Origin of the sequence: Amycolatopsis thermoflava N1165, assembly GCF_000473265.1 — a bacterium.
Lineage (GTDB): Bacteria > Actinomycetota > Actinomycetes > Mycobacteriales > Pseudonocardiaceae > Amycolatopsis_E > Amycolatopsis_E thermoflava.
Genome location: NZ_KI421511.1, coordinates 2,465,113 through 2,477,731 on the forward strand (window position 1 = coordinate 2,465,113; position 12,619 = coordinate 2,477,731).

The following is a 12,619-nucleotide window of genomic DNA, read 5'->3' on the forward strand; positions in this document are numbered from 1 at the left end:
CCTCCTCGCTGCTCGCGCGTGCACCGACTGTAGACCCGCCGCCGCCCCTTTTGAGCAGACGCGGCCGAACTTTGTTCCGGGAAATCCGAAACTCTGGACACTTTCGGCGGAAGTTGCCTACGTTGACCGGCGCACGTGGCAAGGGGGTCGGTTCACACTCGGCTGAAGGAGAAATCCGTGTCCCACTCGTCGTTCAACCGCCGCGGTTTCCTGCGCTCCGCGGCGGGGGCGACCGTCGCGGTCAGCGCCGCGGCGCTCGCCGGATCGCTGCCCGCCGTCGCCAGCCAGGGCGGCGGCCGCCTCGTCCCGCAGAACCAGATCGGCATCCAGCTCTACAGCGTCCGCGACAAGGTCTCCCAGCTCGGGTTCCGGGCCGTGTTCGAGGAGCTGTCCCGCATCGGCTACCGCGAAATCGAGTTCGCGGGCTACACCCAGAGCACCTCGATCCTCGGACGGCAGATCACCGTGCCGGAGATCGCCCAGCTGCTGAAGGACTTCGGGCTCAAGGCGGTCGGCAGCCACGTCGGCCTCAACAACTTCCGCACCAACCTGCAGGGCGAACTCGACAACGCGGAAATCCTCGGGCTCAAGCACATCGGCACCGCCAACGCCCCGAGCAACGTGAACACAGTGGACGGTTACCGGGCGGCGGCCGAGGAGTTCAACACCTTCGGCGCCGCGGCACGCGCCCGCGGCCTGAAGTTCTACCAGCACAACCACGCGGGCGAGTTCGCCTTCGCCACCGACCAGCCGGAGGTCCGTCTCTACGACGTCTTCCTGGAGCACACCGACCCGAGCCTGGTCTACCTCGAAATGGACGTGTACTGGGCCTACGTCGGCCAGTACCGCTTCCCCGGCTTCGACCCCGCGGACTACATCACCCGTGCCCCGCACCGCTACCCGTTGCTGCACCTCAAGGACGGCGACGAGAACCCGGAAAACCCCAACGGCTACGACATCGTCGAGTTCGGCGCGGGCGACCTGCCCTACCGCCGGTTCCTCAAGCGGGTCAACGGACGCGGCCGCTACCACGGCATCTGGGAGCAGGACACCGCGCCCAGCACGCTGCCCAACCCGCCCGGCTCGTTCGCCGCGGCGCTGCGCAGCTACCAGGCGCTGGAGAACCTGCGCGGCTGACCCCTCCCCCTCCCCGTCGAAATCCCACCGGAGTGATCTCGCGATGCATCCTGCCCTCAGACGGTTGATCACCGCCGCCGCGGTGACGGCCCTGCCGGTGCTCGGCCTCGCCGTGCCCGCCGCGGCCCACGACGAAGACGCCGCCCTGCACTGGGAGAACTACGAGAAGATCACGCTCACCAAGAACGTGGGCGAGCCCATCGACCTGGCCGTGCTGCCGGACAACCGCGTCCTGCACACCGCGCGCAGCGGCGAGGTGCGGCTGACCGACCCGAAGACCGGCGTGACGAAGGTCGTCAACACCATCCCCGTCTACCAGAACTCGGAGATGGGCCTGCAGACGGTGACGCTGGACCCCGGGTTCGCCGAGAACCACTGGGTCTACCTCTACTACTCGCCCAAACTGAACACCCCGGCCGGCTCCGCGCCGAACACGCTGCCCGCGGGCACGGACGACTCGTACTGGAAGCAGTGGGAGGGCTACGACGTCCTGTCGCGGTTCAAGTGGACCGGCGAGGCGCTGGACCTGAGCACCGAGCAGGAGATCATCCGCGTCACGACCAACCGCGGCCAGTGCTGCCACGTCGCCGGTGACGTCGACTTCGACGCCCAGGGCAACCTGTACCTGTCGACCGGCGGCAACACGCCCGCCTCGGGCCCGAACGTCAACGGCTACACGCCGATCAACGACGCGCCCGGCTACAACCCCGGCCTCGACGAGCGGCGCGGCTCGGGCAACACCAACGACCTGCGCGGCAAGATCCTGCGCATCCACGTCAACGAGGACGGCTCCTACACGATCCCCGAGGGCAACCTGTTCGCCCCCGGCACGCCGCTGACGCGGCCGGAGATCTTCGTGATGGGCCTGCGCAACCCGTTCCGGATGACGGTCGACAAGGCGACCGGCGCGGTGATGTGGGGCGACTACGGCCCCGACGCCGGCACCGCCGACCCGAACCGCGGCCCGATGGGCTACGTCGAGTGGCAGACCACGACGAAGGCGATGAACTCGGGCTGGCCGTTCTGCACGGCCGACAACACCCAGCCCTACCGGGACTTCGACTTCGCCACGCTCACCCCGGGCCCGGCCTTCGACTGCGCCGCGCCGGTCAACGACTCGCGCTGGAACACCGGGCTGCGCGAGCTGCCGCCGGCCACCCCGGCCACGCTCTGGTACGGCGACAAGGACAGCGACCAGCCGTGGCCCGAGCTGACCGCGTTCCGCTCCAGCACCGGCCAGGCGCCGATGGGCGGCCCGGTCTACCACTACGACGCGAACAACCCGTCGCCGACGAAGTTCCCGGAGTACTGGGACGGCAAGGCGTTCTTCGGCGAGTTCTCGCAGGACTACGTCGCCGCGTTCACGCTGTCCGGCCCGGACGGGCCGGTGACGAAGCTGGAGAACTTCCTGCCCAACGCCGAGTTGTCCACGCTGGGCCAGCCGATCTGGGACAACCCGATGGACCTCGAGTTCGGTCCGGACGGCTCGCTCTACGTCCTGGACTACGGCGACGGCTTCTTCCGGCAGAACCCGGACGCCGGCCTGTACCGGATCGACTTCGCGCCGGGCGACAAGGCCCCGACCGCGCGGATGACGGCGACCCCGTCGTCCGGGCAGGCGCCGCTGACCGTGGCCTTCGACGGCAGCGCGTCCAGCGACCCCGAGGGCGGCGCGCTGACCTACGAGTGGGACTTCGACGGTGACGGCACGTTCGACGCCACCGGACCGCAGGCCACCCACACCTACACCGAGAACGGCCAGGTCGAGGCACGGCTGCGCGTCACCGACCCGGCGGGCAAGCACGGCCTGACGTCGGAGCAGGTCACCACCGGCAACACCGCGCCCACGGTGGGCCTGACCGCCCCGGTGCACGGCGGGTTCTTCGACTGGGGCGACGCGATCCCCTACGCGGTGACGGTCAACGATCCGGAGGACGGCACGACCCCGGTGTGCAGCCGGGTCGCGTGGGCCTTCGGTCTGGGCCACAACCAGCACGGGCACCCGGTCAACAGCGGCACCGGCTGCACCGGCGCCGTGGCCACGCCGACCGACGCCGGGCACGGTGAGACCGAGAACGTCTTCGGCGTGCTCAACGTGACCTACACCGACAACGGCGCAGGCGGCGTGCCGCCCGCGACCGGCGAGGCGCAGGCCGTGCTGAACCCGAAGCTCATGCAGGGCGAGCACGCGGACGAGACCAGCGGCGTGACGATCACCGACGACACGAGCGCGTCCGGGCTGCGCTCGGTCACCGGTTTCGACGCCGGGGACTGGCTGGCCTACGACCCGGTCAACTTCAGCGGCATCACCGGGGTGCAGACCAAGGCGCACGGCGCCGGCCAGTTGCAGCTGCGGTGGAACGCCGCCGACGCGGCGCCGTTCGCCACGGTCGACGTCCCGGCGGGCGACGGTTGGCAGACGGTGACCACGCAGCTGACCGGGCTGCCCTCGGGCGCGGGCAAGCTGTTCGTCACCTCCAGCGGCGGGGTCGACGTCGACGCCTTCACCTTCCAGGGCGCCGGGGTCGCGGACAAGACGCCGCCCGCGGTGTCGGCCGCGCTGACGCCGTCGGCCCCGACCGGGGCGAACGGCTGGTACACGGGCAACGTGACGCTGGCCGTGACCGCGACCGACAACGGCACGGTGTCCAGCAGGCAGTACTCCGTGGACAACGGCGTCACCTGGGCGAACGCGGCCAACCCGGTCACGTTGTCGGCCGAGGGCACCACGACCGTGCTGTACCGGGCGACGGACAACGGCGGCAACGTCTCCGCGCCGGGCACGCTCACGGTGAAGATCGACAAGACCGCGCCGGCGGTGACGGTCGCCGGGGTGACCGAGGGACAGGCCTTCGGGGACTCCGCGGCGCTGACACCGGTGGTCACCGCCACCGACGCCACCTCCGGGGTCGCCGGGGTCCAGGCCACAGTGGACGGTCAGCCGGTCACGCCGGGCAAGCCGCTGGAGCTGTGGCGGCTGCCGCTCGGGGCGCACCAGCTGTCGGTGACCGTGACCGACCAGGCCGGGCTCACCACGACCAAGGCCGTGAACTTCACGACCGGGACGTCGTTCGGTGACATGCGCGCCCTGATCGACCGGTTCCGCGACGCCGGCTGGGTGACCAAGGCGGGTGCGGTGCAGCTGCGCGGCACCTTGGACCTCGCCGAGTCGCACGCGAAGGCCGGCCGGGTCCGGCCGGCGCAGGAGGCGCTGCGGCTGTTCGGCGTCCTCGCCGGCCAGCGGTGGAACGTGCCGGACCGGGTCGCGTCGGAGACTCTCCGTCGCGACGCCACCGCCCTGTCGGAGTCGCTGAAGGCCTGACCGGGTGATCTTGGGGCCACTCTCGGTGCCGAGCCGCACCGGGAGTGGCCCTCTGGCAGGATCGGGAACCATGCGCATCCGTCTGGTTCTCGCGGGCTTGACGGCGGGCGCGCTGCTCGCCGCCTGCTTCGCGCCGGACGAAGACGCCCCGCCGCAGCCGGACGCACCGCCCGCGGCCGCCGCGGCCGCCGGCCCGGGCTTCACCGTGGCGGCGACCGGGGACGTGCTGATCCACCCCGCGCTGACCGACCAGGCGGTCGCGGACGGCGGCGGGACCCGCGACTACCGGCCACTGCTGGCCGGGATCCGGGACGACATCAGCTCCGCGGACCTCGCGGTGTGCCACCTGGAGACGCCGCTCGCGCCCGCGGAGGGCCCGTTCCAGGGCTACCCGGAGTTCAGCGCGCCGCCGGAGATCGCCGACGCGCTGGCCGACACCGGGTACGACGACTGCTCGACCGCGTCCAACCACACGATCGACACCGGCACCGACGGCGTGGACCGGACGCTCGACGAACTGGACGAGGCCGGCATCCGGCACACCGGCTCCGCCCGCACCGAGCAGGAGGCCCGCACGCCGCTGGTGCTGGACGTGCACGGCGTGAAGGTCGGGCACGTGTCCTACACGTTCGGGTTCAACGGCAAGAAGCTGCCCGGCGGCAAGCAGTGGGTGTCGAACACCCTCGACGCGGACGCGGTGCTGGCGGAAGCGCGGGCCACGCGGGCGGCCGGGGCGCAGGTGGTGATCGCGAGCCTGCACTGGGGCGCGGAGTACCAGCACGAGCCGACCGCCTCGCAGCGGCAGATCGCGCAGCGGGTGCTGGCCGACCCCGCGGTGGACCTGATCATCGGGCACCACGCGCACGTCGTGCAGCCGATGGAGAAGATCGGCGGCAAGTGGGTCGCCTACGGGCTGGGCAATTCGATCGCCAGGCACTCGGAACCGCGCGGCACCACCGAGGAGGGCCTCATCGGCCGGTTCCACTTCACCCGCGCCGGCGACGGCTGGACGGTGGACCGGGCCGAGTACGTGCCCACGGTGATCGACCTCGGCCCGCCGATCCGGTTGCGCACCGCCGACGACCCCGCCCTGGACCGGGCGCGCGCCGCGGAAGCCCTCGCGCGGACCGACGAAGTGGTCCTCAGCCGCGGCGCCGCCGCGCAAGGCCTGACCCGCGGCTGACGAGCCCGGCGCGGCCGGCCGGTCGCTGCGGGACCGGGTGACGCTGGAACCGGACGCGCGAGTCCTGCGCTCAGGCGGGTTCCGGCTCCGGGCTGGCCGCCGGGAAGCGCTCTCCCTCGTCGCTGCGGACCGGGAGAACCGCGCCGCCCTCGGAGAGGTACGCGTCGAGGTTCGGGGCGTACCCGGAGACCATCGCTTGCCGCTCCACGGCGCTCGACGCCGCGTACTCGTGGGACGACGTGCCCAGCGGCCGCACGTGCCGGGGCATCAGCTTGTAGAACCCCGTGCGCGACTCGTGCGCCCGGCCGAGCGGGTCCAGTTCCGCGGCCGCGAACGCGCCCGGTTCGAAGGCCAGCCCGTGTGCCCGCGCCCGCTCGACCATCCACAGCAGACTGATGTCGGCCAGTGCCCGGTCCGGGTAGCCGCCGCCGACGTCGGAATGCACCCCGGCGAACCAGACCTGCTCGACGCGCTGCCCGATCGTGCCCGCGCGCGGCCGCCACAGCGCGGGCCGGAACGGCGGGCGGTGCTCGTCGATCGCCAGCGCGTGGTACGCCGCGTCGACGCTGGAGCTCAGCTCCGTGTCGTGGAACTGCCAGCGCCGGTTGACGAGGTTGACCAGCCGCAGCCCGGACAGCGGGATGCCGAGCGACCCGACGGTGTCCCACACGCCGAGGAACCGGATCCGCGTTTCGCGCGAGTACGACCGGCGGAACAGCTCCGCCGCGGCCGAGCGCGGATGCGTCTTCGACCCGCGGGCGCGGTAGAGCGCGTACGCCTCGCCGATCCGGTCCTCGTGCTCGGGCCGCAGGATCCCGCAGTTGCGCACCAGGCCGGCGAGGCTGCGCGCGGTGTAGGCGCCGCGGCTGAACCCGAACAGGAACAGCTCGTCACCCGGCTCGAAGGTCCGGACCAGGAACCGGTAGGCCTCGCGCACGTTGCGGGACAGCCCGAACCCGAACGCCCCGCCCCACAGGCGCTCGCCGCGTCGCGTCCCGACCCCGGGGTGGTAGAACATCCGCTGCTCGCGCCCGGCCCCGTCGGCGGGCGCGACCGCCAGCGCGACCCGCGACACGTTGGTCGGCGCCGGCTGGTCCGGCGTGTTCCAGGTCCCGTCGCAGCAGATCACCAGCCGCTTGGTCATGCACAGCTCCCCTCGACGCCCGGTTTGTCGCCGATCGAGTGCCGAGGGTTACTGTCCGCTCTGGCTACCAGGCGGTAGCATCGTCCGGCCGGGTCGCTGACCAGCAAGAACGCGAGTCGGCTTCAGGTTTTGTTGCGGCGCGTCAAGGGGGCGGAAGTGCCGGACTACCGCAGTGCGCAGGCCCTGGCGGCCGCACCGAGACGGCTCGCGGTGGCGCTGGAGCCGCACACCCGGCCGCTCGCCGAGGCGATCGTCCGCGAGGTGCGGCGGGAGGTGCCGGAGTACTCCGGGCCACCGGAGGGCCGGTTCGGCCGCGCGCTGGCCGAGGGCATCGAGGTGGCGGTGCGGCACTGCTTCCGGTGCATCGGCAACCCGCACCCGGACCACAGCGAGTGGGTCCGCCAGTTCCGGCGCCGCGGGCGGCGCGAGTTCGACGAGGGCCGCACGCTCGACGCCCTGCAAGCCGCTGTGCGCATCGGCGGCCGGGTGGCCTGGCAGTACCTCACCCCGGTGCTGCGTGATCTCGGGGCCGGCCCGCAGACCCTCACCACCGCGGCCGAAGCGATCTTCGCGTTCGTCGACGAGCTGTCCGCGACGGCACTGGAAGGGTTCCAGGAGGCGCGGCAGCCGTCCGGACCCGAGGAGCGCCGGCGCCGCCTGGCCACGCTGATCCTCGCCGAGCCGCAGCCGAGTCTCGCGGGCCCGGCCGAGGCCGCGGAATGGCCATTGCCCGAACGGGTCGCCGTGATCGCCCTCGAACACGCCGAGAACCTGCCTGCCGGCCTGCTGGACGACGAGGTCCTCGCCGATCTGGACGGCGACCGCCCCTGCCTGATCACGCCCAGTCCGCAACGGACGGTCGGGATCCTGTCTGGCAACTGGGAAAAACCCGCGCGCGCCGCGGTGTCGCCGCCGGTTCCGCTCGTACTGGCCCCGGCCGCGCACCGGCTGGCCCGGCGCGGGCTCGCCCTGCCCGGGGACGTCGTGTGGTGCGCCGAGCACCTCGACGCGATCTGGTTGCGCTCGCAGGACTTCCTCGCCGACCGGCTGCAGGCGAAGTACCTGGCCCCGCTGGACTCGGTGAGCGGCAGGCAACGCGCCCGGCTGGGCGAAACCCTGCTCGCGTGGCTGGAAACCCGGGGCGGCGCGCCGGAGATCGCGCGCCGCCTGCAGGTGCACCCGCAGACCGTGCGGGCGCGGCTGCACCAGTTGCGCGAGCTGTTCGGCGACCGGCTGGACGACGCGGACACGCGGTTCGGGCTGCACCTGGTGCTGCGCAGGCAACTCGGCGCCGAGGAGGGGACTTTGTGAGGCACGCGCGAATGAGCCCTCGTCCGGGTGTCACCCGTCTCGACACCCGTCACCCGAACGGGTGGCGCAGGAATTCGGAGTGTGTCAACGGTTCTTGCCAACGCGACCCGGGTGATGCCATGTTGGCTCCGCGAGCGGGCCACGCGCACGGGGCCGGCCGCGAAGATCTCCACCCACCGCAGCGCTGCGGTTTCCCGAGCAGGGGTTGACATGACGATCGATGCCGAGGTCCGGCCCGGACGCACCGCGCCGCCGCGGCCGCCACACCCGCGCCGCCCGCCCGGTGAGGCTCCGGCGCAGGGGCGCGCGAGCACGCTGTGGGCGTCGCTGCCGCGCGAGCTGGCCGCGGTGTTCCGCCCGCACGCGGACGCGCTGACGCGGGTCATCCTGGCCGAGATCCAGCGGACGGTGCCGGAGTACGCCCGCCCGCTGGAGGGGCCGTTCGGCGAGGTCATCGTGCGCGGGGTGCGCGAGGCGGTCGGGCAGTGCCTGGACAACATCGGCAACCCCGCGGTGTCCCAGGACAACTGGATCGGCGTGTTCCGGCACCTCGGCCGCATCGAGTACAGCGAGGGGCGTCCGCTGGACCAGATCCAGACCGCCTACCGCGTCGGCGGGCTGGCCGCGTGGCGCTACATCGCCAAGGTCGGCCAGGCGAAGGGGCTGCCGTCCGATCTCCTCTACACCGGCGCCGAAGCGGTGCTGGCCTATGTGGACGAGATTTCCGCGTTGTCGGTGCAGGGCTATCGCGCCGCGCAGGCCCGCGCGGCCGGCACCCGGGCCAGGCAACGCAGGCAGCTGCTCGGCCTGGTCCTGTCCGAGCCCGCGCCGGCGCCGCAGGCGGTCGAGGGGCTGGCCGCGGCCGCCGGGTGGCACGTGCCGGACAAGGTGGTCGCGATGGCGCTGGAGCCGCGGCGCGACCAGCACCGGCTGCCGCCGCCCGCGCTGCCGGCCGGGGTGCTGGCGGATCTGGAGAGCCCGCAGCCGTGCCTGCTCGCGGCCGCGCCGCCGGAGGGCCTGGAGGCCGCGCTGCGCGGCTGGCGCGTCGCGATCGGGCCGCGGGTGCCGCTGGCGGAGGCGGCGGTGTCGCTGCGCTGGGCGCGCCGGACGATGGACCTGAGCGTGCGCCGCATCCTCCCGCGGGAGCCGGTGCTGCACGCCGACGACCACCTGGCCACGCTGTGGCTGCTGGCGGACGAGTTCCTGATCGGACAGCTGCGGGACGCGTGCCTCGCGCCGCTGCACGGACTGACGGACAAGCAGCGCGCGCGGCTCGGGCAGACGTTGCTGGCGTGGCTGCAGTCCAGCGGGAGCGCGCCGGAGATGGCCGAGCGGCTGGGCGTGCACCCGCAGACGGTGCGCTACCGGATGCGGCGGATCGAAGAACTGTTCGGCGAGCGGCTGAACGACCCGGAACACCGGCTGCGGCTGGAAATCGCGCTGCGCGCGACGGAACTGCTGACGCCCGCCGCTGGATGAGCCAGGACCGGTCCGCCTTGTAGCGCGGGCGAGGCGGCAGGCATCGGGCCCGCACGTGGGGCAGGTGCCGAAACAGACATCTGCCCGCCCGTCCCGGTGCGGTTCTGGCGTCGGCCGTTCTTCGTCCTGGAGGCCGCGCCCTAGGAAACGGCCGGCGCGCTAGCCAGATACGCCTCCCGGCAGGCGGCACGCGCGGGTTTGCCCGCGACGGTCCGCGGCAGGCTTCCCGGAAGCCCCACGTGCACGTCTCGCACGCGCAGGCGGTATCCGTCCGCGACGGCCTGCTCGACGGCCGCCGCGCAGGTCAGTGGGCCCGGTGCCTCGGCGAGCACCACGACCTCCTCCTCGACCGCGAACACGACCGTCGAGCCGGGCAGCAGTTCGGGCACGACCCGTTCGATCGTCGCCTCCACCGCTTCCGCCTGGACCGCCGCCTCCCCGGCGGGCAACCGGTTCTCCAGCCGCCCCAGTACGGTCAGCTCGCCGCCGGACAGGAAGCCCACGTCCCCGGTCCGCAGCCACCAGCCCGGCTCCCCCGCGTCGGTCTCGTCCCGCAGCAGCGCGCAGAACGTCTCCGCCGACGCCGCCGGCCGCCGCCAGTACCCACGCGCCACCGTCGGTCCGGTCACCCAGATCTCCCCCACCGCGCCGGCAGGCAGCGAGCGGCGCGTGCCCGGGTCGACGATCGCGACGGCGCGGCCGGGCCGCCCGCTCGACACCGGACCGTCCCCGATGGACACCAGCCCGGTCGCCTCCAGCAGCCCGTAGGCGGCCCGGTGCGCGTCCGGGCGCAGGCCGGACCCGGGCAGCACCGCCCGGTGCCGCGCCGGTTCACCCACGTCGAGCACCGCCCGGACACCGCCGAGGTCCAGCCCGTCGGGCACTGGGCAGCGCGCCAGGAACGAGTTCGCCGCCGCCGTCACCGCGCCCGGATTGGCCGCTAGCGCGCGCAGCCAGATCTCCGGCCGCTCCCGCACGCGGTCGGGTGGCAGGTGCACCGACGGGCACCCGGCGAACACCGGCGCGGCGACCGCGAACGGCAGACCCATCTGGCACAGCGGCAGCCAGTTGACGACCACCGCCGCCCGGTCGCCGAGGCGCAGCGCCCCGGCGGCGTGCGCGGCGCTGTCGACGAGCCCGGCATGGGTGATCACCACCCCCACGGAGTCGGAGGTGTAGCACAGGCAGGCGATGTCGGCGGGATCCGGCTCGTCCAGGTCGAACAGGTCACCGGGCACCGTGTCGATCGCGACGATCCGCCACACCTCCACACCGGCGGCGTCCAGGAGCGCGCGGACGTCGAGCAGCTTGTCCCCGGTCGTCAGCACGATCTCCGGCGCGGCGTCGATGATCGTCGCGGCGAGCCAGGCGTCGTCGCGCCCTGGCGCGAAGGCGGGCACCGCGACCAGCCCGGCGCGCAGGGTGGCGAGGAAGCCGACGACCCAGTCCACGCCCTCGTCGGCCAGGATCGCGGCGCGCACGCCGTCGAAGCTGAACCGCCGCAGCCACGCGGCCACCGACGTCACGCGCCGGTCCAGCTCGTCCCAGGTGAGCGAGCGGGTGCCGTCGGACACCGCGCGGGCGTCCGGGTCCCGGCGCGCCCAGGTCGCCAGGAACTGCGGCAGGGACGCGAGTGTTTGGGTCACGACGGAACCGTAGTGATCTTGTGAATGGGGTGTCAAAACTTGTGAGCGGGGTGCCAGCGGAGCGAATCGATACTTGTCAGCCACGTGAGTGCGACCGGTAAATCCGCAGTTCCAGGCATCTTTCGATGGAGATGCCAACTTCCCCGCGGAAACCCATGCAACCGGTGACAAGTTTTCCGGACAACCTTGCCGGAGCAATTTCCTGTCATTACATTACTCATCAGTAATCCTTTTCTGCGATTATCAATGGAGATGTGCATGAATCGGAAGAGAATCGTCGGCGGAATCGTCTCCGGATCGGTATTGGCGGTTTCCGCCGCCGCCGGCCTGCTCGCCGGAGCGGGCACCAGCGCCGCCGATCCGGCCACGCTGACGCTGACCTACACCTGTCCGTTCCCGCTCATCGGCAACCAGCCGATCAGCGTCGTGATCAACGCCGACATCCCGGCCACCGCGACCGTCGGCAGGCCCACGCCCGAGTTCGGCATCGAGGCCGTCGCCACCGTGTCCTCGACCGCCACGGCCGGCCTGAACCTGGTCGGCGCCAAGACGGTGGAGGGCACCGCGCAGGCCGCCGCCACGGTCGCCGCCCCCGAGGCGACCCTGCCGGTCACCGTCCCCACCACGATCCCGCCGACCGCGATCCCCGCCTCCGGCGCCTTCGACGTCACCGCGACCGGCACCACGCCGTCGCTGACCTTCACCCAGCCCGGCGAGGCGACGGTGTCGGTCGGCGACCTGCTGCTGACCCTGCACCCGAAGAAGGCCGACGGCTCCGACACCGGCCTCGGCACCTTCGACTCCCAGTGCACGCAGGACCCCGGGCAGGACAACGTCCTCGCCACCGTGCAGATCACCGAGGCCGCGCAGGCCGCCACCGAGCAGCGGATCCGCTGACCCGACCCCGCGCGGCCCGGGCGCCGGGCCGCGCGGGGTGTGGCGGCCCCGGTGATCGGGTAGCCCACCCGCGTGACACCGCGCAACGAGGAACCACTGGATCTGGGCGCCACCGAGATGTCGCCCGCCGAGGAGAACCGCGTCCGCGCCGAGCACGACCTCGACCGGCCGCGGGTGTTCGACGAGCGCAACGCGGTGGACGACCGCGCGGAGACGCGCTCGACCCTGCTGCCGGAAGAGGAACACGCCGGCAGCGCCGATCCGGAGGCGCAGGCACGCGAGGTGCTGCGGGACTCCGACCTGCGCACCGAGGTGCCGGAGTCGGCCCCGGACACCATGATCGAGCGGCGCCGCCCGGAGGAGACCGCCTGAGCGCCCCTTCGGGACCGCCCCCGCCGCGTGCCCGCCCGCCGCGCAGCAGCGCGGCCGAGCCGACGTTGCCCTGGAAGCGGCCGCGCTCCGCTTGACGGCCGCGCGTGAGCGCGGCCACCGGACAACGC

General features: G+C 72.8%; 9 protein-coding genes. 7 read left to right on the top strand and 2 right to left on the bottom strand.

Features of this window, described 5'->3' with window-relative positions; genetic code table 11:
• Window positions 1-177: 177 nt before the first annotated feature.
• The 3 genes from AMYTH_RS0112280 (at window position 178) to AMYTH_RS0112290 (ending at window position 5,642) form a co-directional block, all read left to right on the top strand.
• Window positions 178-1,137, top strand: coding sequence for a sugar phosphate isomerase/epimerase family protein (locus tag AMYTH_RS0112280; RefSeq protein ID WP_027930575.1), 960 nt, complete (start codon window positions 178-180; stop codon window positions 1,135-1,137).
• Window positions 1,138-1,201: 64 nt separating this feature from the next.
• A complete protein-coding gene (locus AMYTH_RS44685) occupies window positions 1,202-4,459 on the top strand; it encodes a PQQ-dependent sugar dehydrogenase (protein ID WP_051362648.1) in 3,258 nt (1,085 codons plus the stop codon).
• 70 nt (window positions 4,460-4,529) lie between these two features.
• Complete coding sequence (locus AMYTH_RS0112290; protein ID WP_037322513.1) at window positions 4,530-5,642, top strand: CapA family protein; 1,113 nt, start codon at window positions 4,530-4,532, stop codon at window positions 5,640-5,642.
• Window positions 5,643-5,712: 70 nt separating this feature from the next.
• Here the strand turns inward: AMYTH_RS0112290 and AMYTH_RS0112295 are convergent, their stop codons facing one another.
• A complete protein-coding gene (locus AMYTH_RS0112295) occupies window positions 5,713-6,786 on the bottom strand; it encodes a DUF2235 domain-containing protein (protein ID WP_027930577.1) in 1,074 nt (357 codons plus the stop codon).
• A 156-nt stretch (window positions 6,787-6,942) separates the two neighbouring features.
• Here AMYTH_RS0112295 and AMYTH_RS0112300 point away from each other — a divergent pair, with 156 nt between their 5' ends.
• Together AMYTH_RS0112300 and AMYTH_RS0112305 are read left to right on the top strand one after the other, a co-directional pair.
• A complete protein-coding gene (locus tag AMYTH_RS0112300; protein ID WP_027930578.1) occupies window positions 6,943-8,097 on the top strand; it encodes a helix-turn-helix domain-containing protein in 1,155 nt (384 codons plus the stop codon).
• A gap of 210 nt (window positions 8,098-8,307) precedes the next feature.
• A complete protein-coding gene (locus tag AMYTH_RS0112305) occupies window positions 8,308-9,576 on the top strand; it encodes a PucR family transcriptional regulator (RefSeq protein WP_228684731.1) in 1,269 nt (422 codons plus the stop codon).
• 140 nt (window positions 9,577-9,716) lie between these two features.
• Here the strand turns inward: AMYTH_RS0112305 and AMYTH_RS0112310 are convergent, their stop codons facing one another.
• Window positions 9,717-11,222, bottom strand: a complete 1,506-nt coding sequence (locus AMYTH_RS0112310; protein WP_027930580.1) for an AMP-binding protein — start codon at window positions 11,220-11,222, stop codon at window positions 9,717-9,719.
• A gap of 258 nt (window positions 11,223-11,480) precedes the next feature.
• Between AMYTH_RS0112310 and AMYTH_RS44690 the strand changes: the two genes are divergently transcribed.
• Complete coding sequence (locus AMYTH_RS44690) at window positions 11,481-12,119, top strand: DUF6801 domain-containing protein (protein ID WP_037322514.1); 639 nt, start codon at window positions 11,481-11,483, stop codon at window positions 12,117-12,119.
• 72 nt (window positions 12,120-12,191) lie between these two features.
• Window positions 12,192-12,491 carry a hypothetical protein gene (locus tag AMYTH_RS0112320; RefSeq protein WP_017982079.1) on the top strand — a complete coding sequence of 100 codons (300 nt, stop codon included), beginning with the start codon at window positions 12,192-12,194 and terminating at the stop codon, window positions 12,489-12,491.
• Window positions 12,492-12,619 lie beyond the last annotated feature (128 nt).